The organism is Cupriavidus sp. GW822-FHT03E04 (assembly GCF_058801495.1).
Genome location: NZ_JBXANI010000008.1, coordinates 215,421 through 238,542, shown reverse-complemented (window position 1 = coordinate 238,542; position 23,122 = coordinate 215,421). Strand labels below are relative to the sequence as shown.

The window sequence follows — 23,122 nt, the reverse complement described above, 5'->3', positions numbered from 1 at the left end:
ATTTTCATCGCTGAAAGAATGGCAGCGCCGCCGCACGGATTGGCGGGCAATGCATCAAGAGCGAGTTCAATACGACTTCGGCAAACCCAGCACGCGCTCGGCGATATGGCACATGATGAGCTGCGCGCTGACCGGGGCAATGCGCGGGATATACGACTCGCGCAGGTAACGCTCCACCTGGTACTCACGCGCATAGCCCATGCCGCCCAACGTCAGGACCGCGGTCTGGCAGGCCTGGTGCGCGGCCTCCGCCGCGAGGTACTTGGCGGTATTGGCCTCGGCCCCGCAGGGCTTGCCGTTGTCGTACAGCCAGGCCGCCTTCCACACCATCATGTCGGCGGCCTCCAGCGCCATCCACGCTTGCGCCAGCGGATGCTGGATGCCCTGGTTCTGGCCAATCGGGCGCCCGAACACGGTGCGCTCCTTGGCATAGCGCGTTGCCGCTTCCAGTGCGACACGGCCAAGGCCGACGGCTTCGGCGGCAATCAGGATGCGCTCGGGGTTGAGGCCATGCAGGATGTACTCGAACCCGCGCCCTTCTTCCCCGATGCGGTCGGCCACCGGCACCGTCAGCCCGTCGATAAAGAGCATGTTCGAGTCCACCGCGGCGCGCCCCATCTTGTGGATCTCGCGCACCTCGATGTGCTTGCGGTCCAGCGCCGTGTAGTACAGGCTCAGGCCCTGCGTCGGCTTGGCCACCTTGTCCAGCGGCGTGGTGCGGGCCAGCAACAGCATGCGGTCGGCCACCTGCGCGGTGGAGATCCAGATCTTGCGGCCGTCCACGCGATAGCTGGCGCCATCCGCCGACAGCACGGCCTGGGTCTTGAGATGGGTGGTGTCCAGCCCGGCGTCGGGTTCCGTCACGGCGAAGCAGGCCTTCTCGGCCCCGGCGATCAGCGGCGCCAGCGCTGCCTCCTTCTGCCGGTCGTTGCCGAACACCACCACCGGGTTGAGGCCAAACACATTCATATGGATGGCCGACGCGCCGGAAAAACCCGCGCCGGACGCCGACACCGTCTGCATGATCAGCGCCGCCTCGGTAATGCCCAGGCCGGCGCCACCGTACGCTTCCGGCATCGCGATGCCGAGCCAGCCCGCCTGCGCCATGGCCTGGTGGAAGGCATGGGGAAACTTGCCTTCGTCGTCCAGCCCCGACCAGTAGTCGGCGCCGAAGTCACTGCATAGCTGCGTCACCGCTTCGACGATGGCGCGCTGCTCGGGGGTTCTTTCAAAGTTCATGCCTACCTCATTCCGGCTGGATGCCTGCGTCCTTGACCAGCTTGGTCCACTTGACCAGCTCGCCGGCCACGAAGCCGGAGAACTGCTTGGGCGATTGCCCGAATGCCTCAAAGCCCAGCGCCTCGAAGCGCGGGGCGACTTCCTTGCTCGCGGCGATGCGCGACAGCTCGCGGTTGAGCCGCTCGACCACCTCCGCGGGCGCCTTCGCTGGCGCGAACACGCCATTCCAGGACGTAATATCGAAGCCTTTGAGCTCAGGCGTGTCGGCCAGGGGCGGCAGCTCCGGCAGCAGCCGGCTGCGCTGCGCGGTGGTCACCGCCAGTGCCCGCAGCTTGCCCGCCTTCACGTTGGCAATGCCGGCCGCCACGTCGACAAACATCATCGGCACCTGCCCCGCGATCACATCGGTCATGGCCGGCGGCGTGCTCTTGTACGGCACGTGCAGCAGGTCCAGCCCGGCCATGCGCCCGAGCGTAGCGCCCGACACGATGCCGGTGCTGTTGCCGCTGGCGTAAGACATGCCCGGATGCGTGCGCGCGTAGGCGATCAGGTCCGCCACGGTCTTGACCGGCAATTTCGGGTTGACCACCAGCATGAACGGAAGGTTGCCCATGCGCGCCACCGGCGTGAAGTCGCGGATCGGGTCATACGGCAGCTTCTTCATCAGCGAAGGATTGGCCGAATGGGTCGTGTTGGTGGTCATGAACAGCGTGTAGCCGTCCGGTGCGGCCTGCGCGACGATCTCGGCGGCAATCGCGCCATTTGCACCGGGGCGGTTGTCCACCACCACATTGGTCTTGAGCGCGTCGCCGAGTTCCTTGGCGGTGATGCGGGCCACCGCGTCGGTGCCGCTGCCGGCAGCGAACGGCACCACCATGCGGATCGGCTTGCTGGGATAAGCGTCGGCCGCCGCCACGAACGGCGCCGCGGCGAGGCTCAGCAATGGCAGCGCGGCGCGCAGCAGCGTGATGAGGCTTGGCATAGTCTTGTCTCCTGTTTTTTGGCTAGCTATCTCGTTGTCGTGGATTAGCCTTGTCAGCTTTGTCAGCTTTGTCGTTGCGATGCCCGCGGGCACCATGCCGCCTCACCGCGCGGTCTTCTCTTTGTAGTTCGTGTCCTTGACGAGCTTGGCCCAGCGCGCAGCGTCGTCGGCAATGATGGTGGCAAACTGCTCGGGCGTGCTGCCGACGGCTTCATAGTCGATGGCGGCAAGGCGTTCCCTGATATCCGGCATCGCGACGATCCGCACGATTTCCTGGTTCAGACGCGTGACGATTTCCTTCGGCGTGCCTGCCGGCGCCAGCAGCCCGGCCCAGGAATTGAAGTTCATGCCCTGGATCCCGGCCTCCTGCATGGTCGGCACATCGGGCAGGGCCGGCGAGCGCTTGGGCGACAGCACGGCCAGCGGGCGCAGCCTGCCGGCCCGGATCATCGCCATCGAGTTGAAGGGATCGATGGTCATGTCGACCTCGCCCGCCACCACGGCCTGCATCTGCGGGCCGGTGCCCCGGTACGACACACTGACCACGTCCGGGGTGCCGGCGGTGGATTTGAATGTCTCCCCGATCAGCTCGATCATGCTGCTGCCGGCCGACAAGCTCAGCGGACGGCTCTTGGCGCGGGCCAGCCCGACGAACTCCTGCACGGTCTTGGCCGGCACCGACGGGTGGACCACCATCACAAAGCCGATGCTGCTGATCAGGCTGATCGGCGCAAAGCTCTTCAGTGGCTCGTAACCTGCCTTGTACAGCACGGGGCTGAGCGTCTGCGCGCCAGCGGTGTTGAGCAGCAGCGTATAGCCGTCGGGGGCGGCACGCGCGACCATATCGGTGCCGATGATGCCATTGGCGCCGGGGCGGTTCTCAACCACCACCGGCTGCTTCAAGGCCTCCGCCAGCTTCTGCGACACCAGCCGCGCTACCACGTCGGAGGCGCCGCCCGGCGCAAAAGGCACCACCATGCGGATCGGCTTGGTGGGATAGGTGCTGCTCCACGCCAATGCGGGCATGGCGCTCCAGATGGCAGCGCAAACGAGCAAACGGCGTCGGGAAGACAGTGTCATCGGAATCTCCTACCAGGCTTGAACAACAAACGTCGTATCGGGTATCGGGTGCGGGCACCCAGGCGAAATGGCAGCGTTCTGCGGCGTTCAGCAGAACTCGGCAGCAGTCCTCAGGCGGGACGGATCACGCGCTCCGGGGATTCCTCGTAAGGCGGGGCGTAGATCACCAGCAGTTTCACGGGCTCGTCGCTGATTACCGTGAACACATGCATGGCCTCGGCCGGGAAGAAGCAGCAATCGCCGGGGCCAAGCTCGCGCGATTGCCCGTTCACCTCGGCGCGCGCCCTGCCCTCCAGCACATAGCAGACCTGCTCGATGCCGGGATGCGCGTGCGGCAAGGCACCTTTGCCGCGCTCGATGGTGCCGTGAATGACTTCTAGCTGGGTGGCGCCGACGTTCTCGCGGCCGATGATGCGGCGGTTCAGCGTGCCGACGTGATTGGCCGGGTGGTAGCCGGGCACGTCTTCGGCACGGACAAAGTAGATCGGTGAGGACGACGAGGGGGTCATTGCAGTCTCCATGCCGGCTACGCCGCGCCCCCATGAGGGCGGCTGTGATACCCGGCTGTTTTTCATGTTTGTGAAAGTTATTTTATCCCCATGAAAATAACCATGTCCAGCAGAGCCATACCCTGTAACGGATTCCGTACCAGGATGCTCCGGTATACCGTCATAAACACAATCTACAGATAAATATTTAAACAAAATATTTCTTGAGAAATATTCTGGTGCGCCGGAATGGGTGTTCGGCAGGAACGATCGACTAAGATAAGTGCTTCTCTTCCGACCAATCCGGGCCTGCCCCACTCATGACCGCCAACGACAACAAAGCGCCGCCGATGAACGTGAAGACGGCGTTGCGCGTGCTCGAGATCATCGAAACCTTCGCGCGCGAGCGGCGCGCGCTGTCGCTATCGGAGCTGGCCCGGTTGCTGGCGGTGCCGGCATCGAGCTGCCTGGCGCTGATCCGCACCCTGACTTCGCTGGGTTACCTGTACGAGACCGGCCGCCGCCAAGGCTATTACCCCACGGGCCGCCTGCTGGCCATGGCGCAGCAGATCGCGCGGCACGACCCGGTGCTGGACCGGGTGCACGGCACCATGAACGAGCTGCGTGCGGCCACCGGCGAGACCGTGGTGATCGGCAAGCTGCATGAAGGCCGGTGGGTGGTGTACCTGGACGTGCTCGAATCCCCGCATGCGATCCGCTATATCGCCACCGCAGGCGAGCGGCGAGAGCTCCATGCGAACTCGATCGGCAAAGCCTTGCTGTCCGTCATGCCCGAGGACGAGCGCAGCGCGCTGATCGCGCAGCTCAGCTTCGAGCGCTTCACGCCACGCACGGTAGCCAACGCGGCGCAGCTGGAAGCCGAGCTGAAGAAGTCCGCCGAGCAAGGCTGCTTCATCAACCTGGGCGAGTCGCTGCCCGACGTTGGCGCGCTGGCCTGGCCGGTGCGGCTGTCGGGAGAATGCTACGGCATTTCCATTGCCGGGCCGGCGTACCGCATCGAGCCCGCGCTGACGCGGTTCTCGGCCATCCTCAGGACGGCCTGCTCCGCGCTCGAGCGCGACGAGCGCAGCCGGTTCGCGCAATAGCCATCTGCCTGCTCGTCGTCAATTCGCCGCCAAACCGCCGCCAAACCGCCGTCAACTCCCGGCCGACGCTTCCGGCATGCCGCATTCGCGCAGCAGGTCGCGCAGTTCGTTGATGACCGGGAACACCTCCTGGTTCCAGTCGGCGCCCTGCTCGTCGTGCGCCGCCTGCTCGCTCTCGACAATCCAGCGGTCCTCCTTGAAGATCCGCTCCGTAAACCACACCAGCAGCGGCCAGGCCAGATCCAGTATGCCGGGAATGCCGGGCTTCTTGATCGACAGCAGCCCGAACGTGCGGTTGGTGCGCTGCTCGGCGTCGAGCGGCACGTAGACGATCCACAGGTCCATCACCAGCGTGGCATCCGAAGTGCGGATCTGCAGGGTCTGGTAGGGATACAGGGTGCGGACCGTCATCACGTCCTTGCCGCCTTGCCCGCCCTTGTTGCCCTTGTTGCCGCCACCGAACACCAGCGCTTCGCCCACCGGCTGCTTGCCTTGCTCGCGAGCGAAGGTGTAGTCCACCTCGACCCATCCGTCGCCGCGCCGGCGGCCCAGCGAGCTGGCGCGCATCTGCCCCATCTGCCGCCGGTGCAGGAACTGATGGTTCATGTCCATCAGGTTCTCGTGCATGAACGAGTAATGGCATTTGACCTCGCGGCCAAAACGCCGCGTCTTGTACGCCTTGTTGGCCACCGAGCCCAGGCTGGGCAACGGGGTTTCGTCGGCCAGCACCGCGCTGCCGGGGAACACGAAGATCAGCCCTTCCACCTCGCGGCAGGGGTAGGAGCGCACGCCGTTGGGCAAGCGCTCGCGGCCCAGGTAAGGCACGTCGATGCAGCGGCCGGTGCAATCATAGGTCCAGCCGTGATAGCAGCAACGGATCGATTCGCCCTCGACCACGCCCGCGTGCAGCGGCACCTGCCGGTGCGCGCAACGATCCTCGAGCGCGAACACCGCGCCGGACGCCGTGCGCACCAGCACGATCGGCTCTCCGGCAAAGCGCACGCCATGCGCCTTGCCGCGCTTGACCTCGCGCGACCAGGCCAGGGGATACCAGTGATCGGGATGAATGGTGACGCGGCGCAGGTCGCGCAGCGGGACTTCGGTAGGGCTATCGCTATCGTTGGCACTGCTATCTAGCAACGGAACTGCATGCATGGGGGACTTCTCCTTGCAAGACTGGTATCTCGATTAGCCGACTGCATGGGCGGGAGGACGAAACCAAGGGCTAAGTCTAACCGAAGGCTTGCCAAGAGATGTGTTGCCCGCCGCGGGGTAATGACGGGTATCCGGGCTTACCCCGACACAGGCCGAACGTACCGGTAGTGGCGTGGATAGCGCCCTCGATGACGTGATGCTCAGGGCGCATCCGCCGCTGGCGCCAGGCACCAGTAGCGCAGGCCCGCAGGCACGGTATCCGACAACGAGATAGCGGGCGCGGCGTGGATCGCCAGCACAGCGTCGCCGTGGCGCCAGCTGCAAGCATTGGCGGTGGCCAGGCTGGCCGCCGGCGACACCGCCACCGCCTGCCCGAGCATGGTCTGGAACAAGCCCCCGCCGCCACGCTTGAGCCAGGCTTCCTTCAAGGTCCAGAGCTGGAAGAAGGCCTCGCGTTGCGCCGCCGGATCGCCGCCCGGGCGCAATGCCGGCAAGGCGGCGCGTTCGGCTTCGCTGCTGACTGCGAGCACCAGCGCGTCCAGCCCCTTGCGCGGCAGCACGCGCTCGATGTCCAGGCCGAGCGGTTCCAGCCCGACGGCACAGGCAACGTGGTCGCCGGAATGGGAGAGGGAGAGAAAAGCGGACACAGGCCCAATGGCCTGCGGCGGGCTGTCCGGCGCGGCGCTCAGCGTCCAGTCCTGCCAGCCGCCGCCGTAAGCTTGCGCCAGCAATTGGCGCGCAATCCAGCGCCCAGCCACGAACTGGGCGGCGCGCTGGCCGGCCTGCAGGGCGTCCAGGCGCCGCGCTTCGTCCGCGCCCAGCCATTGCCTGGCGGGCGGAACCTGTCCCGCCAGGCCAGCTACCGACGCAACGCGAACGTGGATCGGGGAGGCCGGCATGGCGTGGCGCGCGGCCTTACTTGCCCGCCACCTTGGCGTACGTGCCCTTGAGCGCCACACCGGCCACCACCGCGCCGGCATGGCATTCGTACTCGGTCGGGCTGGCGACCGAGTCCTTCTTGTAGTAGCTCACCACGTCGACCACGGCATTGGCGCCGAGCGTCTTGGCCTTGTCCTGGAACGCGATCAGCGCGGACAGCGCGGCCCAGCGGCAGGCGTCTTCATCGCTCTTGCCGAAGCTGTTGGTCTTGCGGTTGGACACATCGCTCTCCTTGGTCTCAAGGACCTTGGGCTTCTTCTGCCCCGCCAGGAAGAACTTGACCGAGCCATCGAGCTTTTCCTGGGCTTCCGGCATATCCAGCACTTCCTGGAACGGCAGCATGTACTTGGTATCGCGCGCCGCGGCGGGCGTGGACAACAGCATGGCGGCCGAGGCGGTAGCGGCCAGGATGGAGAGAGCGTGCTTCATTGACCTTCCTTTCTTGGTGTTGTTGGTGTTGTTGATTTTATTGATGAGGAAAATGCGCGGTAGTACTGGCAGATCAACGCCAGCGGCGGAACACCAGCGACGTGTTGATGCCGCCAAAGGCAAAATTGTTGCTCATCGCATGATCGATGTCGAGCCGCCTGCCCTCGCCCATGATGTAGTCAAGGCAGGCACAGCGCGGGTCTGGGTTGGACAGGTTGATGGTGGGCGCAAACCAGCCGTCGCGCATCATCTCGACCGTCATCCATGCCTCGAGCGCGCCGCAGGCGCCTAGCGTATGGCCCATATAGCTTTTCAGCGAACTCACCGGCACCGCGTCACCCAGCACCTCGCGGGTGGCATGGGACTCGGCGATATCGCCCTGGTCCGTGGCAGTGCCGTGGGCATTGACGTAGCCGATCGCCGAGGCCGGCAGGCCGGCATCCTCCAGCGCCAGGCGCATGGCCTGCGCCATCGTGTCCGCCTTGGGCTGGGTCACGTGGGCGCCGTCGCTGTTGGTGCCAAAGCCGACAATCTCGGCCAGGATGCGCGCGCCGCGCGCCAGCGCGTGCTCCAGCTCCTCCAGCACCAGTGTGCCGGCACCCTCGCCCAGCACCAGGCCGTCGCGCTCGCTGTCGAACGGGCGCGGCGTGCCATGCGGCGCATCGTTGCAGGTGCTGGTGGCGAACAGGGTATCGAACACGGCGGCCTCGGTGGGATCCAGTTCCTCGGCGCCGCCCGCCAGCATGGCCACCTGCCGGCCGCTGCGGATGGTTTCGTAAGCGTAGCCGATGCCCTGGCTGCCCGAGGTGCAGGCACTGGAGGTGGTGAGGATGCGCCCGGTAATGCCGAAGAACACGCCGATGTTCACCGCCGTGGTATGCGGCATCATGCGGATGTAGGTGGTAGCGCTGACGTCCTCGGTGGTGCGATCCATCATCATGCGGCCAAAATCGGCCACGGCCGACGGCGTGCCGGTGGACGAGCCGTAGGCTATGCCAAGCTTGCCGCTCGCGACCAGCGGATCGCCAAGCAGCCCCGCATCGCGCAAGGCGGCCTCGCTGGCCAGCACCGACATCACCGCCACGCGGCCCATGGCGCGCGTGACCTTGCGGGTGTAATGCGCCGGCAGCGTGAACGGCGGCACAGGTGCCGCAAGCTGCGTGTTGAGGCCCTTGTAGACGGCCCACTCCGGCATCTGCACGACCGCGTTGCGGCCGCTGGCCAGGCGCTCGCGCACGCTCGCCCAGTCGTTGCCCAGCGAGCAGACTGCGCCGGCTCCGGTAATGACGACTCGCTTCATCCGAACATCCCCCCGTTGACCGAAATCACCTGCCGGGTGATATAGCCCGCATCGGCGGACATCAGGAACGCCACGGTGGCGGCCACCTCGTCCGGGGTACCCGTGCGGCGTGCCGGGATCATGCGCAAGGCTTCCTCCAGCACGTGTTCCTCCACCATCTCCGTATCGATCAGGCCAGGGGCCACGCAATTGACGGTAATGGCGCGCTTGGCCAGCTCGATGGCCAGCGCCTTGGTCGCGCCGATCACGCCGGCCTTGGCCGCGCTGTAGTTGGTCTGGCCCCGGTTACCCACCAGCCCCGACACCGAGGACAGCGTGACGATGCGGCCCGGCTTGCGCCGCTGCACCATGGGCATCACCACCGGGTTGAGCACGTTGTAGAAGGCGTCCAGGTTGGTGTGGATCACCTCGTCCCACTCTGCCCCGGTCATGGCCGGGAACGCCGCATCGCGCGCGATGCCCGCGTTGCAGACCACGCCGTAGTAGCAACCGTGGGCTTCGATATCGGCCAGCAGCGCGGCCGCGGCCTGTTCCCGCTGGCTGACGTCGAAACAAAGCACGCGCGCGGTGCGGCCCAGGGCACGGATCGCATCGGCCACCGATTCGGCTTCATCGCGCCGGGCACGGCAATGCACCACCACATCGTAGCCCTCGCGCGCCATGCGCAGCGCGATGGCGCGGCCAATGCCGCGCGAAGACCCTGTGACGAGCACGGTTCGGTTCGTCATGGTTGTTGTCCTTGCAAGAAAGCCTGCGCGTCGGCAGGCTGGAAAACGGAAACGTTGGCGCGCGCCACTTCGTGCTCGCCCAGCGACAGTGAGCAGGCAAACATGCCGAGCCCGTTGTCGCCGACCAGCTCGGCGCGCACTTGTATGGTCAGCACGCTGCCCACCGGGAACGCCGGCACATCGCATTCGTAGCGCCGTGAGCCGAGCAGGAAGCCGATGCCAGGCGCCCGCCCGGCGCGCCAGTCCTGCGCGCCGGCCCAGGCGGCGATGGTCTGCGCCATGTACTCGATGCCGACCCAGCCCGGCATGCCGGACTCATCGACAAACAGCTGGGTGGCGCGCACCGTGGTGCGCGCTGCCGCGTGTTCCTCATCGGCGCGCAACAGTTCATCCAGCAAGCGCATCCCGCCGGCGTGCGGCAGCACCTCGGCGATTGCCGGCAACGCGGCAAGGGACGTCGTGGTCATGGTCAGCCGGCTCCCAGTATCACGGCGCTGTTGCTACCGCCGAAAGCGAAGGAATTGCTCATCACGTAGCGCGGCGCGCGGCCCAGCGTTTCGCCGGGGGCCACCACGCGCAGCGCCGGCAAGGCCGGATCGGGCACGCCATCCCACCAGTGCGGGGGCAGGCGGCCGTCCGGATTGTCGACCAGCGTCAGCCACATCAGCGCGGCCTCGATGGCACCGGCCGCGCCGAGCGCGTGCCCGGTCATCGGCTTGGTCGAGCTGAGCGGCAGATCGGCGCCGAACACCGCGGCGCATGCCAGCGCTTCCATGGCGTCGTTCTGCGGCGTGGCGGTGCCGTGCAGGTTAAGGTAATCGATGTCCGCAGGCGCAAGCCCGGCGCGCTCCAGCGCCTGCAGCATGGCGGCCCGGGCACCGGCGCCGCTGGGGTCCGGCGCCGACATGTGATGCGCGTCGGAGGTCTCGCCGCAGCCGGCCAGGCGCACCGGCCCCGGCTCGGCGGACAGCAGGAACAAGCCGGCGCCTTCGCCCAGGTTGATGCCGCAACGGTTGGCCGACAGCGGGTTGCAGCGCGACGCCGAGACGGAATCCAGTGCACTGAAGCCGGCGACGGTGAAGGAGCACAGGGTGTCCGCGCCGCCCGCGATCACCACGTCCGCCATGCCGCTGCGCAGCAGGCGCGCGGCAGCCCCTAGCGCCTTGGCGCTCGACGAGCAGGCGGTGGACAGCGTGTAGGCCACGCCAGTCACGCCCAGCACGCCGGCCAGGAACTGCGCCGGCGAACCCAGCTCCTGCTGCCCGTAGTGGAAACCCTCCGGCCACGCGCCGGTGGCAGCGCGCGCGCGCACGGCCACGCCGCCCTCGGCAATGCCGGAGGTACTGGTGCCCAGCACCACCGCCACCCGCGCCGGGCCAACCCGGGCGATGGCGGCCTGCGCCTGCGCAATGAACTGGAGCGCGGCGTGATACAGCAGCGCATTGTTGCGGGTACGGTGCACCTGTGGCGTGTCGTCCGGCAGGCTGAGCGCGGCGTTGACCGTGCCGAGCTGCAGCGGGCGGCCCGGGCTGTAAAGCTCGGTCACCTCGCCGCCCTGCGGGGCGTCGCCGCGCCAGAGCACCGCGCGCACCGCATCCGCGCCGTCGCCCAGCGCGCAGGTCATGCCCAGTGCATTAATAAAGACATTCATTTCGTCCCTCCTTGCCCTGCCGGCGGCAGGGTGCGGATGGTCAGCCGATAGCCATCGCGGTATTGCTCGAACTCGATCGTTTGCGGGTCCGGATAGCGCACCTGCGCCACCACCTCGCCACCCGCGCGCAGCACGCGCCGGCCGGCCTCGACCTCCAGGCGCCAGCCCGCCGGCAAGGCCGCGGCAATCGCCTCGACCGGCCACAACGACAACTGCATTTCACTCAGGATACGCTCCGGCACCAGCTCGGCCGGCGCCCAGGGCGAGCGCACCACGCGCAGGTCCTGCCCATCCCAGTCGAGCCGCGCCAGCACCTGCCCGCCGGCCAGCGCGGCCAGCCGCGTGTGGGTGGCATCGGCTTCCAGCAAGGCCTGGATCTCGCGGCGCTCCTCCCCGCGCGGGGTCCGGTACACCACGGTGATCTGCTGCTGCAGCGCCAGCTCGCGGCCCAGCGATGCCGGCGGCAGGCGCAGCAACGGCACGGGCTGCTGCTCGGCGGGCAGGGTGGGCGAGGCAGGCGGCGAAGCGGAACCTGCCCCCGCTCCCGGGCCGGCGCAGCCCGCTAACAGCAAGGCACACGCGGCAACACCCAGCAGCATCCGCGCCGGCACGGCGCCAATGGAGGGATGCCTGGCGATCAGGCTTCGCAAAGCTGCTCCAGCACGCCAAGGCGGCGCCGCGACTCGGTGACGAACGGGTTGGTGCGGTCCCAGGCATAGCCCGCCAGGATGGCCGAAATCATGCGGCGGATTTCCGGCGTGGCATTGGGATGGAAAATCAGCTTCTGGAAGCGGCCTTCGTACCACGCTTCCACAAAGGTGCGGAAGCAATCCACGCCGTCCTTGAGCGGGCGGCCGTAGTCGGCCTGCCAGTCCACCGTCTCGCCATTCAACTGGCGCGCCAGGCAGGCCGTGGCCAGGCTGGCGGACTTGAAGGCAATGGTGACGCCGGACGAGAACACCGGGTCGAGGAATTCGCCCGCATTGCCCAGCAACGCATAGCCCTTGCCCCACAGCGATTTCACGTTGGCCGAGTAGCCGACGATCTGTCGGGCCGGGGTGTCCCAGCCGGCGTTGGCCAACAGCTTGGCAAGGCCGGGCTCCTCGCCCACCAGCGCCTGCAGCCGCTCGGTCTCGGTCCCTTTGTACTGGTCGAGGAAGCGCTTTTCCGCCACCACGCCCTGCGAGCAGCGGCCGTCCGAGAACGGAATGGTCCAGTACCAGACATCGACATGCTCCGGATGCACGCTGACGCGGATCTTGTTGCGATCGAAGGTGCCCAGCGGGATGCGGTCTTCCACGTGGGTGAAGATGGCGCTGCGCACGGGGAAGTGCGACGGCGACTCCAGGTCCAGCAGGCGCGGCAGTACGCGGCCGAAACCCGAGGCATCCAGCAGGAAACGCGCCCGCACCTGGTACGCCTTGCCATCCGGGTCGCGCACGGTGACGCAAGGCTGCTCGCCCTCCAGGTCGACGGCGCTCACCTGGTGCTTGAAACGGACCTCGGCGCCCTGCTTCTGCGCCTCGCGGATCAGCACGTCGTCGAAGCGCGCGCGCTGGACCTGGTAGGTGGTACCCCAGCCGGCGGAGAACTTGTCGCGGAAATCGAAATCCGTATAGCGGTCGCCACGCACGAAGGCAGCGCCGTTCTTGTACTGGAAGCCGGCTTCGACCACCGCCTGCAGCATGCCCGCCTCTTCGATGTAGGCCATGCTCTGCGGCAGCAGGCTTTCCCCGATCGAGAAGCGCGGAAAGGTCTCTTTCTCGATCACCAGCACATCAATGCCGCGCTTGCGTAAAAGGCCCGCCGCCACGGAGCCCGCCGGGCCGGCGCCGATGATAAGGACATCCACCTGTTCGGTATTCATTTGCAACCCTGTTTGACTCGTTGATCTTGTTGGTTTTATTTGTCTTGCTATTTGTCTTGCTGCGACTTCAACATGAAGCTAGTGCGCATGCCCATGCGGCGCGTGGGGCCGGAACCATGGCGACAGCACCCATACCGCCCCCACGCCGGACAGCATGGTCATGCCAAAGGCATGCAGCGCCGGCGTGGACGACAGCGCCAGCAGGCCAAAGGCCAGCAGCGTGCTGGCCGCGCCAAGCACGATCGCCGTCCATGACTCGCCATCGCCGGGATGCTCCAGCAGGAAGATGCCGTAGTCCACGCCCACGCCAAGCAGCAACGCCAGCGCAAGCACGGAGAACAGCTGCAGCGGCACATGCAGCCAGCCCAGCAGCGCCACGCTGAATACCCCCGCCAGCAAGGTCGGCACCAGCGCCCGCCACGAGGCCCTGCCATAGCGCCATGCCAGCAACAGCGCCACGCCCAGCGCGCCGGCGCCCAGCAGCCAGGTCATCAGCACGCGGTAATGCTTGAGCAGCGAGGACAGGTCGGCCACGCGGTCCACCCACTCGACGCCCGGCACCATGGCCGCCGCCGCCTCGATCAGCGCAATGGTGGTGGGCTTGTCCAGCCCGCGCAGCAGCATGACGCTGGCGTAGCCCTGGCCCTCGCGATCCAGCCAGAGGTGACGCAACGTCTCGGAAACCGGGCTCGCAAGCCACGCCGGCAACGTCAGCACGCGGTCAGGCGCAGCGGCATTGGGCGCGCCCACGGTGCCGCCCACCGCACGCGCCACGCGCTCGCGCACGGCGGCCTCCAGGCCGTCCGTCAGCGTGGCATCGGCATGCTGGCGGGACGCCGATGGCACCCAATCGGAGATGGCCAGGAAGCCCTCCAGCTCGCCGCGCGCCACCACGCCCGCCAGCGCCGCCTTGACCGCTTCCTCGCGCGCCAGCACCTGGTCCGGCGAGTCGCCGCGCACCAGCAGGAACTGGGCGGGGCTAGGTGTGCCCAGCAAGCGCCCGGCGGTGCGCTGCGCCTCGATCAGCGCCGGCGGCGAGCTTTGCAGCTGGCGCACGTCATCCGCCACCTTGACCTGCCATAGCCCCGGCACGATGAACAAGGCCAGGGCGCCCAGCAGCAGCATCGAAGCGCGATCCATGCCCACGCGCGGCCAGCGGGCCAGGCTGGCGGTCAGCCAACTCGACAGGCGCGTCTGGCGCAGCTGGCCGCGATCGAGCAGCGGGAACCAGAACACCACGGTCAGAAAAGCCGCCACCAGCCCCACGGCCGAGAACAGCGCCATTTGCCGCAGCCCCGGGAACGGCGCGATGCCCAGCGCCAGGTAGGCCACCACGCTGGTCGACAGCGCCAGCGCCATGCCCGGCAGCAGCCTGCGCATCACCTGCGGCGGCGACAGGCCAGGGCTGGCCTGCCGCGACACGAAATAGTGAATGCCGAAGTCCTCGGCCACGCCCACCAGGCTGGCCCCGAACACCAGGGTGATCAGGTGGACGCGGTCAAACACCAGCGCGGTGGCGGACACCGCGGCAGCCGTGCCGATCAGCAGCGACAGCCCCACCAAGATGATCGGGCGCAGCGAACGGAAGGCCAGCCAGACCAGCAGCAAGACCGCCGCCAGCGAGCCCCAGCCGATCACGTTCATCTCCAGGTTGGCCTGGGATGCGGCGGCTTCCGCGTGCAAGGGAATGCCGGCGGCCACCACGTGCACGCCGTCGTCGCCCTGCGCGGCGGCGCGCTCGCCCAGCTGCAGCACATCGCCGTAGTCCGTATTGCCGCTTACCGAGAACGCAGGCTTGGTGATGCGATACGTCAGCAGCACCCACTCCTTGCCCTCGGCGCTGAGCGCCGCGCGGCCATCACGCTCATGCACGCGCGTGATGGCCGCGCGCGACAGCCACCAGTCCTGCCAGAGCCCGATCGGGTCAGCCGCCCAGTCGGTCAGGCGCGGGCCGGTGGAAAGCTGGTAGAGCCGGGTCAGCGCCTGCTGGGACAGTACATCGGGATCCGCCTGGCGCAGCATGGCGCGCTGGCTGTCGGTAAGCAGGCGGTCGCGGTAAGGCCGGTAGAAGGCCAGCGCGGCGTCGAGGTCGAAACTGGCGATGCGGTCCACTGGCTGCAGCAAGCTCGCCTGCGGTTTCGCGGCCGTGCTGAAGCGATCGGCGGCGGCACGGGCGCGGGCCCAGTCGGGCGCGCCGACCAGCACCACGATCTCGCGCGAGACGCCGTCGGCCAGCCGGCGCAGCACGCGGTCGGCGGTGGCGGTGCGCTGGCTGGTGGGCAGCAAGGCCATCACATCGGTGTCGAGCCGCGAGGCGCGCCAGAACTGCAACTGGTGCGCCGTCAGCGCGATCACCAGCAACAGCCACGCCACGGCCAGCACCCGCTCCAGGGTGCTGAGCCCGTGCGCGGGCTTGCCAGTGGCCGCGGCGGCCTTAGCCACCTTTGCCGCCTTACTCAAAGCGCTTCTCCTCATCCGCACCGAGTTTGGCGGCCGCACTCGGGTCGATCATCTTGACGGTGGTGCTGTCGCCGCTGCCTTCTTCCAGGCGCACGTTGCGCACAAAGCGATCCCCGGCCAGCTCGATGCGGGTGAATACGCGCCGCATGCCGGCATCGGTCGGCGTCAGCGTCAGCGTCCAGCCGCTCTTGCCAACCAGCTCGCCGGCCACCTCGAAACGTGTGGACAACGCGCGCAGGTCGCCGCGCAGCACGGCAATCACCGATTCGCCCACGACCCGCATGGCGGGCTGGGCGTCTGCCTGCAACTGTTGCTGCACGCGGCCATCGGCACCGCGCATGACCAGCCGGTCCGGGGTGACCAGCAGGCTGGACGCAAACGGCTCACGCGTGCTCCACACCACGCCACGCTCGCGCGCGAGCACGAAGTCGCCGCGTGAGACCAGCGGATTGGCAAAGCCGGACAGGCGGCGGATCTGCTCGAAGCGTCCGTGGATGACCGGGGCATCGGACAAGCGCGCAGCCACCGAGGCCAGCAAATCCGGCGCGGCCGCGGCGGCGAGGCCCGGGCCAGCCAGCACGGCGCAGCAAAGCGCCTGCAACAGGCGGCGGCGCATCATGCCTGGCGATCCGGCTGCGCCCCGTCTTGCACGCCAAGGCACGCCAGCAGGACCGGCGGGCAGACATACTGCATCTCGCCATTGGCCATGTCCACCGCCACCTGAATGGTGTAGCCCTTGGTCAGGCGCCGGCCGCTGGCGGCATCGCGGACCACGTACTCGATCTTGAGCCGGTTCTCCCACTCGACGATGGTGGCGCGGACGATGAACGACTGGCCATAGGTAAGCGGCCCGACATACTTGACGCGCATGTCCACCACCGGCCACGCATAGCCCGAGTCTCGCATGGCGGGGTAGTCGTAGTGGTAGCGCGCCAGCAGCGCGCAGCGCGCCTGCTCGAAATAGCGCACGTAGTTGCCGTGCCAGACCACGTTCATCGGGTCGAGGTCGTGGAAGGCCGCGCTGAGCGTGATCTCAAAGCTGAAGTCCTGGGAGGCTTGGGGCATAAGGTTGGGTATCGCGATATCCGGATTCAGGTCAGCTTTCAATGGGCGCGGCGCTGGCGCGCGCCGCGTCCGGCACGGCGCCGCCCTGCCCCCAGAAATCGTAAAAGTTGAACCAGTCGTAGGGCGACTCCACCAGCAGTTGCGAAAGCCATTGCGCATAGCCGGCCGCATGCTCGGTCAGGATCGCGTCGCGCCGCGCGCGCGGCAGGCGCACTTCGCGGGCCAGTTCGGTAAAACGCAGCAGGTGGCCCTTGCCCGAACGCACGCAGCCCATGGCGAACAGCGGGCATTCCAGCAACGCCGCCAGCACATAAGGCCCCACGGGAAAGCGCGCGGGCGCGCCCAGGAACGGCACCGTCACGGCGCGGCCGCCATGCACCGGAACCCGGTCGCCCGCAATCGCCACGAACTCGCCCGCGCGGACCTTCTCGGCCAGCAGCAAGGCGGTGGCCGGCGAAATATCGTCGACCTGGAACAGCTGCAGCCCGGAGCGCGGGTCCAGCCGCGACAGGATGCGGTTGAACTGCGCCGCGTGCGCGGTATGCACCAGCACCGTCAGGCGCAGGCCGGCGCGCTGGTTGGCCAGCACCCGGCACAGCTCCAGGCAGCCCATGTGGGCGGTCACGATGATGCCGCCCTGCCCGCTGGCGATCTGCGCCAGCATCACCTCGGCGCCTTCGCGCCGCACCGCGCCGTAGCGGTAGCCGCCGCCGATGGCAAGCAGCTTGTCCAGCAGCGTGTCGGCAAACGAGAACAGGTGGCGCAGGCTATGGCGCAGCCCCGGCATCATGCCCGCCGGGCCGACCGCGCCCGTGGCGGCCTGGATGCGGCGCAGATAGTCGAGCGACGCATGGCGCGCCAGCGGCTTGGCAAGCCAGTAGTAGGTCACCACCGGGTACAGCACCGCGCGGAACAGCACGCGGCCGCACAGGCGATACAGCCAGTACAGGCTCCACACGCCCCATACGCAAGTGGATTCGCGGATCTGGCTCCAGTGACGGGCCATGCGTCCGGGTTGCGTCGCTTGGGCGCCTTGGGTGGCTTGGGGCGTGCTCATGCCGGCCGCACCTTGCGCCACAGCAGTACCGGCAAGCGCTTGAGCATGCCGAAGAAGAGCCGTGTATGCATGGAAGAGATCAGCGCGTTGTCGCGCCAGACCTGGAAATGGGAAACGCCGTCGGTGGGATACGTCACGCGCGTGGGTACGTTGACGATGCGCACGCCGCGCCAGACCAGGTGCACCAGCACCTCGGTATCGAACTGCATGCGCCGGCCCAGCTTGACCTGGCGCACCAGCGGGAGCACGTGTGCGAGAGGATAGACGCGCAGGCCGCACATCGAATCGCGCACGGCGAACGACAGCGTGTTGATCCAGACCCAGACGTGGGTCAGGTAACGCGCCAGCAGCCGCACGCGCGGCACCGATTCGTCGTAGACCGGGCAGCCGCAGATCATGGCGTGCGGGCTGGCCTGCGCCAGGGCCAGGAACTGGGGGATGCAGCCGGCATCATGCTGCCCGTCGGCATCGATCTGCAGCGCATGCGTAAATCCCATGCGCGCGGCCTCCTCGAAGCCCGCCATGATGGCCCCGCCCTTGCCCTGGTTCTGCGCCAGGCGGATCAGCTGGACCCGGTCGGCATGGCTTGCGGCAAGCTCGCGCAGCACACGCTCGCAGGCCGGGCTGCTGCCGTCGTCCACCAGCAGGCACGGCAACGGATGCGCGAGAATGGCCTGCACCATCGCGCCGATGGCACGTTCGTGGTTGTAGACCGGGACGAGCGCCACGGGCTTAAACATCCGCCTCTCCAAAGATGATGCGCCCGCTGGCGTGCGGGCCGCGCGCCGAGCTCAGGCGAAAGGCCAGCGCGCCGCGCTCGGGCTGCCACGCCAGCGTCATGTGCACCAGGGTGCCGGGCGTGATCACGGCCTGGAACTTCAGAATCTCGATCCGGCGAAAACGCGCGCGCGGCGGCACCGGCAGCCGCTCGGGCGCCAGCGCCATCACCCAGTCGACCTGCGCCACGCCCGGCACGATGGGGCTGCCCGGGAAATGCCCGTCGAACACGGCCAGGTCCTCGCTGACCTCCAGCTCGGCGGCGGCCGACAGCGCATCCTCCGCGGCCTGCCAGCGCACGGCCGGCAGCACGCGGCGGAACACGTCGCGCAGCATGGCTTGCGTGGTCTTGCCCTGCGCGTTGCAGGGCAGCGCCTCGGCAAAGCTCCAGCGCCGCGGCAAGGCCACCGCGTCCACGGCATCCGCAAGGCGGGCGCGCAGCGCGGCAAGCAGGGCCGCGCGGCCCTGCCCGGCCAGCATGGCCGCGCCGCTCTCGCTGGGCACCACCACGGCGCCAAGGCGCGTGCCGACATCCAGCTCCAGCAACACCACGCGCGCCTCGCGCACCAGCGGCGACGCGGCCAGCGCCTGCTCGACCTGGGTCAGCGATACGCGCTTTTCCTCGATCTTGACGATGCGGTCGGCGCGGCCCGCCAGGGTGAAGCCGCCATCCGCGGCGGGCAGCACATGGTCCGCGCACAGAAACCAGCCGTCGTCCGGAAGGTGCGCGGAGCGCACCGCCAGGAAGCCGTCCTGCAAGCGCCATTGCACGCCCGGCAGCGGAGTCCAGCGGTCTTCGTGGCGGGCACGCTGCCGCCAGGCGATGCCGCCGGTTTCCGAGCTCCCGAACACTTCGATGGGCGCTTGTCCCAGATGGCGCAACGCATCGGTCGCGGCCTCCGGCGGCAAAGGCCCGCCGGACGAGAACACGGCGCGCAGCACGCCGCGGGCGGCAGACCAGTCGAGCGCTTGCGGCATGCGCCGCAGGTGCGCCGGGCTGGTGACCAGCAGCGCCGGGGCATCACCGCAAGCGCGCACGATTTCCTCATGGAACGCGAGACGATCCGCCGGCATGGCGCGCGCCGCCGCGAGCGGCCACAACACGCAGAACAGCAGGCCGTAGATATGCTGGTGCGACACCGTTGCCAGCACCCTCACCTGCGCCGGCAGCTCCGCGCCGAACGCGGCCTGCAGCGCCTGCACTTCCGCGTCGAGCTGCGACAGGTGCTTGACGATGGCACCGGGCACGCCGGTGGAACCCGAGGTGAACATCGTCACCAGCGTGTCGCTTGGCGCCAGCGCAGGCCAGTCCATGCTGCCGTTGGCCGGCTCGATCGATGCTTGCGGCCACAGGCCATCGGGCAACTCGCCGGCGCAGCCATCGGCGCACTCGCGCAATGCCGCCAGCGTTTCGGCGCGCGTGTCGCCGGGCAGCACCACGTGCTTGCCCGCGTGCCAGGCGCCGAACAGCGCCGCCGCGAACTCGGAGGTCGATTCGATGTAGAGCGCCCAGGACTTCCCCGGCGCGGCGGTAAACGCTTGCCGCCAGGCGGCCACGCGCCGCACGAACTCCGGTGCAGTGGTCGCGCCGGCCGCGCCATGCGCGACCACGTGCGAGCGCTGCGCCAGCGCCGCCATCAACCCGCTTACGCCCAGCCACTCAGCCATGCCGCCCCCTTGCCATCACACGCTGGCGCACCAGCCATTCGCCGGCGAACATGGCGCCGATCAATCCGTAGGCGATGCCGCCGTTGTAAAGCGCCCAGATGCGGTCGCTGGCCAGCACGGCGGTCAGTGCGGCTACCGTGCCGTTGCACACGAAGAACACGCACCAGGCTTGCGTCACGCGGCGCGTGTACGCAACGCCCGACGGCGGCAAGTCCGGCTCGCGCAGCCGCGCCAGCCGCTCCACCAGGCTGGGCGGGTGCCGCAGGCTCCAGCCGAACAAGCCCAGCATCGCGGCATTGACCAGCACGGGATACAGCTTGAGGGGCAGCGCGTGATTGGACGCGGCCACGATCGCGGCCAGCACGGCGGCGGCCACGGCAAGCAGGCGCCAGCCGGCCTGGCGGCTGGTCAGGGCGCGCAGCAGCGCCAGTGCCACCAGCGCCAGCGCCATCACGCGCGGCGACCAATGCTGCAGGCCAAAGTAGATCGCCACCGGATAGCACAGCGTCAACACGCCGAGCAGCAATTTGCGCACGGGCATGCGCGCTCAGGCCGTGGCGGGCGAGTCGATCAGCAAGGCCAGCGCCTGCACCACGTCCTGCACGGTGCGCACGGCCTTGAACTGCTCCGGCTTGATCGGCTTGTTCAGCATCGGCTTGAGCTTCACCAGCAGGTCGACCGCGTCGATGCTGTCGATGTCCAGGTCGTCGTAGAGACGGGCTTCGGGACGAATGCGGGCCGGGTCGATCTCGAAGGTTTCCTCGAGCACCGCGGCCACCCGCGCAAAGATTTCGTCATGGGTCATGATGGGCTTCCCCCTGTTCGGCTATGACCGGCCGTGGTTGCCGGCCTGGCAAGTGGTATGTGGATCCTTGGTGTGTCGTGGGCGGGTTCAGGCAGAAGCCTGGCCAGCACGCTGAGATGCGACGAACGTGGCCAGCGCTGTCACGCTGGCAAAGCGCGCACGCATGTCTTCCTTGTCGCCGTTCATGGTCACGCCGTAGCGCTTTTGCAGCGCCAGCCCGAGTTCGAGCGCATCGATCGAATCCAGGCCCAGCCCTTCGATGAACAACGGTGCGTCGGCGTCGATATCGTCCACGCCGATATCCTCCAGCGACAACGATGAAATGATCAGTTCCTTGATTTCTTGCTCAAGCGCCTTCACGGCGGACCTCCCTGGAAAAAAACTCGGATAGCGATTGGGTCAGGTGCCGTACCGCCAGCGCGTCGTCCAGTCCGGACGGCACCATCTGGGCGACACTGACATCCTCTCGCACGTCAATGATGTAACGAGGCCTGCGGGCCGGCACGCGGTACCACTTCTCACCCTTGGTGAGCGTGGGCGGCTCGCACCGGATCACCACAGGCGTCAGCGCAAAGCCGCCGCGCACCGCGACATTGGCCGCACCCCGTTGCAGGCGCAGCGGGCCATGCAACGGCGTGCGCGTGCCCTCGGGGAAGATGACGAGATTATTGCCCGTGCGCAGCGAGGCAATGCAGTCATCCACCATGCCCGCGCCGGAGTCATTGCAGACGTAACCGGTGGCGCGCACCGGGCCACGGGTAAACGGGTTGCGGGCCAGGCCGGAGCGCACCACGCAATCGGCCTGGCGCGTCAGCGCGATCAGAAAGACGACATCGATCAGCGACGGATGGTTGGCCACGATCAGCAAGCCCTGGCGGCGCAGCCGCTCAGGATGCAGCACCTCGTAGCGGATCACCCCGACCGAGCGCATCAGCCACAGGAAAAGCCGGAATGCGTAATGCACCACGTTCTTGCAGACCCGCTGCCGGCGCGCCGAAGACCACAGCAAGACGGCAAGCAACGGGAACACCAGCACCCGCAGCACGAGCCCGCCGACGCCGAAGCTGGAAAAGCACAGCCCGGTCGCGCAGACGCGCCAGGCCCGGTCCAGGCGCTCAACCATGTCGTTGCCACCTCCAGCCGGCACGCTCGCCGGCGTGGCGCAACTCGGCGTCGCCGGAGAGCATGAAGCGCAGCACCTCCAGCCCATGCGGCAGCGTCACGCCGGCGCCGGCCGGCAGGGTCTCCCCCACCACCTCAAGGCTGAGCACCGGTTGCCCCGCCTGCGGCATGCCGACCCGCCACGCCCACCCGAACAGGCACTCCGGTTCGTCCGCGAAGACGGCATAGGCCTCGGGCAGCGGCGCCTCGTAATGCACCAGCAAGACTTCCGGGGCGCCGTCGGCCAGCAAACCGCACGCTTCCACCACCGCCGCTTCCACCGTATCGCGGCCCGCGGCCAGGGCTTGCAGGTTGCCCGGATCGCCCCGGTCGATCGAATACAGCGCGCCGATGGCGTTATGCACGGACAGGCCGAAGGCTGTGGGCGACAAGGGCTCGCCGTCGGCAAGGTCGCCAAGCATTTGCAGCGGGCGCAGGGTGTCACCGTGGCGCGATGCAAAGATGACGGGAATGCCGTCCACGCCCGGCTGGCAGGCATAGGCGGGATGCAAGGCAGCGCGGCCCAGCGCGGTGATCCTGCGGCGCAGCATCGGGGCCATGGCGGCCAGCGTGGGCAATGCGTCGCCTTTGGGCAGCCAGGGCGCGCGGCTCCAGGCCTGCCAGGCTTGCTGCGTTTCTAGTTGTGCTGCACATGCCGCCCATGCGCGAATACCAAATTCCATTGCCGTGCCGTTCGCGTAGGGTGGATGAAAAGGCGGGTCGCTGCCGGCCCGCGGGTGATGCACGCCGGCGCCAGCAGACACGCAGGCGTTTCGCACACATCACGAATCACGCCCGTTGCCGAATTTTGTGGGCAGATACCGCCTGTTTGCCCTGATTTTCCGCTCGATTGCTACTTGAATACTTTTTTTGCACTGACTCCGGGGCCGCTGCCGTGGCGGACATGGCTGCCTGCTGGCAAATGACGTTGCCCGTCAGCGAGTCGGTATTAAATCGGTGTTAAATAGGTGTTAACGACCGAAAACCCGCAAAACTGACCCCAGGCGACCCATCGGCATCAGCCGCGGGACAATCAAAACATCATTTTTGGCAGGAATGCCGAACTTTGACTCGCCCTTTTTGTCAGGGCCGAATTCTCGCACAAAGGCGCGGCAACAGGGGATGCAAGAAGGTTAAGAAGGTTGTCAATTGTAACGGCGCGCGC

The 23,122-nt window shown here is 67.8% G+C and carries 25 protein-coding genes; 1 reads left to right on the top strand and 24 read right to left on the bottom strand.

The features are described 5' to 3' along the window. Positions 1 to 66: 66 nt before the first annotated feature. The 4 genes from AC1RQC_RS13610 to AC1RQC_RS13595 form a co-directional block, all read right to left on the bottom strand. Positions 67 to 1,239 carry an acyl-CoA dehydrogenase family protein gene (locus AC1RQC_RS13610; RefSeq protein WP_492373660.1) on the bottom strand — a complete coding sequence of 391 codons (1,173 nt, stop codon included), beginning with the start codon at positions 1,237 to 1,239 and terminating at the stop codon, positions 67 to 69. A gap of 7 nt (positions 1,240 to 1,246) precedes the next feature. Continuing rightward, complete coding sequence (locus tag AC1RQC_RS13605; RefSeq protein ID WP_492373661.1) at positions 1,247 to 2,221, bottom strand: Bug family tripartite tricarboxylate transporter substrate binding protein; 975 nt, start codon at positions 2,219 to 2,221, stop codon at positions 1,247 to 1,249. A 102-nt stretch (positions 2,222 to 2,323) separates the two neighbouring features. Then, positions 2,324 to 3,301, bottom strand: coding sequence for a Bug family tripartite tricarboxylate transporter substrate binding protein (locus tag AC1RQC_RS13600; RefSeq protein ID WP_492373662.1), 978 nt, complete (start codon positions 3,299 to 3,301; stop codon positions 2,324 to 2,326). A 110-nt stretch (positions 3,302 to 3,411) separates the two neighbouring features. Beyond that, positions 3,412 to 3,810 (bottom strand): cupin domain-containing protein, encoded by a 399-nt coding sequence (locus AC1RQC_RS13595; RefSeq protein WP_043355682.1) that lies wholly within the window; start codon positions 3,808 to 3,810, stop codon positions 3,412 to 3,414. A 329-nt stretch (positions 3,811 to 4,139) separates the two neighbouring features. Here AC1RQC_RS13595 and AC1RQC_RS13590 point away from each other — a divergent pair, with 329 nt between their 5' ends. Then, positions 4,140 to 4,895 carry an IclR family transcriptional regulator gene (locus tag AC1RQC_RS13590; protein WP_492373689.1) on the top strand — a complete coding sequence of 252 codons (756 nt, stop codon included), beginning with the start codon at positions 4,140 to 4,142 and terminating at the stop codon, positions 4,893 to 4,895. Positions 4,896 to 4,946: 51 nt separating this feature from the next. Here the strand turns inward: AC1RQC_RS13590 and AC1RQC_RS13585 are convergent, their stop codons facing one another. The 20 genes from AC1RQC_RS13585 to AC1RQC_RS13490 all read right to left on the bottom strand — a co-directional run bounded on the left by AC1RQC_RS13585 (position 4,947) and on the right by AC1RQC_RS13490 (position 22,640). Further along, the gene (locus AC1RQC_RS13585) at positions 4,947 to 6,050 is read right to left on the bottom strand and encodes a Rieske 2Fe-2S domain-containing protein (protein WP_492373663.1); all 1,104 of its coding nucleotides are present in this window, start codon (positions 6,048 to 6,050) and stop codon (positions 4,947 to 4,949) included. 200 nt (positions 6,051 to 6,250) lie between these two features. Beyond that, complete coding sequence (locus AC1RQC_RS13580; RefSeq protein ID WP_492373664.1) at positions 6,251 to 6,949, bottom strand: 4'-phosphopantetheinyl transferase family protein; 699 nt, start codon at positions 6,947 to 6,949, stop codon at positions 6,251 to 6,253. A 16-nt stretch (positions 6,950 to 6,965) separates the two neighbouring features. Further along, entirely contained in the window at positions 6,966 to 7,418 is a 453-nt protein-coding gene (locus tag AC1RQC_RS13575) for an excinuclease ATPase subunit (protein ID WP_174427567.1), read from the bottom strand. A 73-nt stretch (positions 7,419 to 7,491) separates the two neighbouring features. Further along, positions 7,492 to 8,718 carry a beta-ketoacyl-ACP synthase gene (locus AC1RQC_RS13570; RefSeq protein ID WP_492373665.1) on the bottom strand — a complete coding sequence of 409 codons (1,227 nt, stop codon included), beginning with the start codon at positions 8,716 to 8,718 and terminating at the stop codon, positions 7,492 to 7,494. Further along, on the bottom strand, positions 8,715 to 9,446 hold the full coding sequence (fabG, locus tag AC1RQC_RS13565) for a 3-oxoacyl-ACP reductase FabG (RefSeq protein WP_492373666.1): 732 nt from the start codon (positions 9,444 to 9,446) through the stop codon (positions 8,715 to 8,717). Before fabG ends, AC1RQC_RS13570 begins: the two co-directional genes overlap by 4 nt. Next, positions 9,443 to 9,913, bottom strand: coding sequence for a hotdog family protein (locus AC1RQC_RS13560; protein ID WP_492373667.1), 471 nt, complete (start codon positions 9,911 to 9,913; stop codon positions 9,443 to 9,445). Before AC1RQC_RS13560 ends, fabG begins: the two co-directional genes overlap by 4 nt. Positions 9,914 to 9,915: 2 nt before the next feature. Beyond that, positions 9,916 to 11,097 carry a beta-ketoacyl-ACP synthase gene (locus AC1RQC_RS13555; protein WP_492883655.1) on the bottom strand — a complete coding sequence of 394 codons (1,182 nt, stop codon included), beginning with the start codon at positions 11,095 to 11,097 and terminating at the stop codon, positions 9,916 to 9,918. Next, positions 11,094 to 11,747 (bottom strand): DUF3261 domain-containing protein, encoded by a 654-nt coding sequence (locus AC1RQC_RS13550; RefSeq protein ID WP_492373669.1) that lies wholly within the window; start codon positions 11,745 to 11,747, stop codon positions 11,094 to 11,096. The genes AC1RQC_RS13555 and AC1RQC_RS13550 overlap by 4 nt, the downstream gene beginning before the upstream one ends. After that, on the bottom strand, positions 11,735 to 12,964 hold the full coding sequence (locus tag AC1RQC_RS13545) for an NAD(P)/FAD-dependent oxidoreductase (RefSeq protein ID WP_492373670.1): 1,230 nt from the start codon (positions 12,962 to 12,964) through the stop codon (positions 11,735 to 11,737). The genes AC1RQC_RS13550 and AC1RQC_RS13545 overlap by 13 nt, the downstream gene beginning before the upstream one ends. A 78-nt stretch (positions 12,965 to 13,042) precedes the next feature. Further along, on the bottom strand, positions 13,043 to 15,424 hold the full coding sequence (locus AC1RQC_RS13540; protein ID WP_492373671.1) for an MMPL family transporter: 2,382 nt from the start codon (positions 15,422 to 15,424) through the stop codon (positions 13,043 to 13,045). Further along, positions 15,417 to 16,043 (bottom strand): LolA family protein, encoded by a 627-nt coding sequence (locus AC1RQC_RS13535; protein ID WP_492373672.1) that lies wholly within the window; start codon positions 16,041 to 16,043, stop codon positions 15,417 to 15,419. Before AC1RQC_RS13535 ends, AC1RQC_RS13540 begins: the two co-directional genes overlap by 8 nt. Further along, entirely contained in the window at positions 16,040 to 16,489 is a 450-nt protein-coding gene (locus tag AC1RQC_RS13530) for an acyl-CoA thioesterase (RefSeq protein WP_492810635.1), read from the bottom strand. Before AC1RQC_RS13530 ends, AC1RQC_RS13535 begins: the two co-directional genes overlap by 4 nt. 31 nt (positions 16,490 to 16,520) lie before the next feature. Beyond that, positions 16,521 to 17,546 carry a lysophospholipid acyltransferase family protein gene (locus tag AC1RQC_RS13525; RefSeq protein ID WP_492883652.1) on the bottom strand — a complete coding sequence of 342 codons (1,026 nt, stop codon included), beginning with the start codon at positions 17,544 to 17,546 and terminating at the stop codon, positions 16,521 to 16,523. Continuing rightward, entirely contained in the window at positions 17,543 to 18,286 is a 744-nt protein-coding gene (locus AC1RQC_RS13520; RefSeq protein ID WP_492883650.1) for a glycosyltransferase family 2 protein, read from the bottom strand. Before AC1RQC_RS13520 ends, AC1RQC_RS13525 begins: the two co-directional genes overlap by 4 nt. Continuing rightward, positions 18,279 to 19,991: an ApeI family dehydratase gene (locus tag AC1RQC_RS13515; protein WP_492883648.1), complete on the bottom strand. Its 1,713-nt coding sequence runs from the start codon at positions 19,989 to 19,991 to the stop codon at positions 18,279 to 18,281. Before AC1RQC_RS13515 ends, AC1RQC_RS13520 begins: the two co-directional genes overlap by 8 nt. Continuing rightward, the gene (locus tag AC1RQC_RS13510; RefSeq protein ID WP_043355718.1) at positions 19,984 to 20,532 is read right to left on the bottom strand and encodes a COG4648 family protein; all 549 of its coding nucleotides are present in this window, start codon (positions 20,530 to 20,532) and stop codon (positions 19,984 to 19,986) included. The genes AC1RQC_RS13515 and AC1RQC_RS13510 overlap by 8 nt, the downstream gene beginning before the upstream one ends. Positions 20,533 to 20,538: 6 nt before the next feature. Continuing rightward, complete coding sequence (locus AC1RQC_RS13505; protein ID WP_043355719.1) at positions 20,539 to 20,796, bottom strand: acyl carrier protein; 258 nt, start codon at positions 20,794 to 20,796, stop codon at positions 20,539 to 20,541. Between the two features lie 87 nt (positions 20,797 to 20,883). Then, positions 20,884 to 21,156, bottom strand: coding sequence for a phosphopantetheine-binding protein (locus tag AC1RQC_RS13500; RefSeq protein WP_150986626.1), 273 nt, complete (start codon positions 21,154 to 21,156; stop codon positions 20,884 to 20,886). Beyond that, on the bottom strand, positions 21,143 to 21,919 hold the full coding sequence (locus tag AC1RQC_RS13495; RefSeq protein ID WP_492373676.1) for a lysophospholipid acyltransferase family protein: 777 nt from the start codon (positions 21,917 to 21,919) through the stop codon (positions 21,143 to 21,145). Before AC1RQC_RS13495 ends, AC1RQC_RS13500 begins: the two co-directional genes overlap by 14 nt. Then, positions 21,912 to 22,640: a beta-ketoacyl synthase chain length factor gene (locus tag AC1RQC_RS13490; protein ID WP_492373677.1), complete on the bottom strand. Its 729-nt coding sequence runs from the start codon at positions 22,638 to 22,640 to the stop codon at positions 21,912 to 21,914. Before AC1RQC_RS13490 ends, AC1RQC_RS13495 begins: the two co-directional genes overlap by 8 nt. Between the last annotated feature and the right edge of the window lie 482 nt (positions 22,641 to 23,122).

Bases quoted from the DNA above. Each gene is read 5' to 3' on its own strand.
- AC1RQC_RS13515 (WP_492883648.1), bottom strand. From the start codon at position 19,991: ATGGCTGAGTGGCTGGGCGTAAGCGGGTTGATGGCGGCGCTGGCGCAG.
- fabG (WP_492373666.1), bottom strand. From the start codon at position 9,446: ATGACGAACCGAACCGTGCTCGTCACAGGGTCTTCGCGCGGCATTGGC.
- AC1RQC_RS13555 (WP_492883655.1), bottom strand. From the start codon at position 11,097: ATGAATGTCTTTATTAATGCACTGGGCATGACCTGCGCGCTGGGCGAC.
- AC1RQC_RS13610 (WP_492373660.1), bottom strand. From the start codon at position 1,239: ATGAACTTTGAAAGAACCCCCGAGCAGCGCGCCATCGTCGAAGCGGTG.
- AC1RQC_RS13560 (WP_492373667.1), bottom strand. From the start codon at position 9,913: ATGACCACGACGTCCCTTGCCGCGTTGCCGGCAATCGCCGAGGTGCTG.
- AC1RQC_RS13505 (WP_043355719.1), bottom strand. From the start codon at position 20,796: ATGACCCATGACGAAATCTTTGCGCGGGTGGCCGCGGTGCTCGAGGAA.
- AC1RQC_RS13585 (WP_492373663.1), bottom strand. From the start codon at position 6,050: ATGCATGCAGTTCCGTTGCTAGATAGCAGTGCCAACGATAGCGATAGC.
- AC1RQC_RS13545 (WP_492373670.1), bottom strand. From the start codon at position 12,964: ATGAATACCGAACAGGTGGATGTCCTTATCATCGGCGCCGGCCCGGCG.
- AC1RQC_RS13595 (WP_043355682.1), bottom strand. From the start codon at position 3,810: ATGACCCCCTCGTCGTCCTCACCGATCTACTTTGTCCGTGCCGAAGAC.
- AC1RQC_RS13580 (WP_492373664.1), bottom strand. From the start codon at position 6,949: ATGCCGGCCTCCCCGATCCACGTTCGCGTTGCGTCGGTAGCTGGCCTG.
- AC1RQC_RS13525 (WP_492883652.1), bottom strand. From the start codon at position 17,546: ATGAGCACGCCCCAAGCCACCCAAGGCGCCCAAGCGACGCAACCCGGA.
- AC1RQC_RS13495 (WP_492373676.1), bottom strand. From the start codon at position 21,919: ATGGTTGAGCGCCTGGACCGGGCCTGGCGCGTCTGCGCGACCGGGCTG.
- AC1RQC_RS13510 (WP_043355718.1), bottom strand. From the start codon at position 20,532: ATGCCCGTGCGCAAATTGCTGCTCGGCGTGTTGACGCTGTGCTATCCG.
- AC1RQC_RS13605 (WP_492373661.1), bottom strand. From the start codon at position 2,221: ATGCCAAGCCTCATCACGCTGCTGCGCGCCGCGCTGCCATTGCTGAGC.
- AC1RQC_RS13575 (WP_174427567.1), bottom strand. From the start codon at position 7,418: ATGAAGCACGCTCTCTCCATCCTGGCCGCTACCGCCTCGGCCGCCATG.
- AC1RQC_RS13570 (WP_492373665.1), bottom strand. From the start codon at position 8,718: ATGAAGCGAGTCGTCATTACCGGAGCCGGCGCAGTCTGCTCGCTGGGC.
- AC1RQC_RS13600 (WP_492373662.1), bottom strand. From the start codon at position 3,301: ATGACACTGTCTTCCCGACGCCGTTTGCTCGTTTGCGCTGCCATCTGG.
- AC1RQC_RS13535 (WP_492373672.1), bottom strand. From the start codon at position 16,043: ATGATGCGCCGCCGCCTGTTGCAGGCGCTTTGCTGCGCCGTGCTGGCT.
- AC1RQC_RS13530 (WP_492810635.1), bottom strand. From the start codon at position 16,489: ATGCCCCAAGCCTCCCAGGACTTCAGCTTTGAGATCACGCTCAGCGCG.
- AC1RQC_RS13490 (WP_492373677.1), bottom strand. From the start codon at position 22,640: ATGGAATTTGGTATTCGCGCATGGGCGGCATGTGCAGCACAACTAGAA.
- AC1RQC_RS13520 (WP_492883650.1), bottom strand. From the start codon at position 18,286: ATGTTTAAGCCCGTGGCGCTCGTCCCGGTCTACAACCACGAACGTGCC.
- AC1RQC_RS13590 (WP_492373689.1), top strand. From the start codon at position 4,140: ATGAACGTGAAGACGGCGTTGCGCGTGCTCGAGATCATCGAAACCTTC.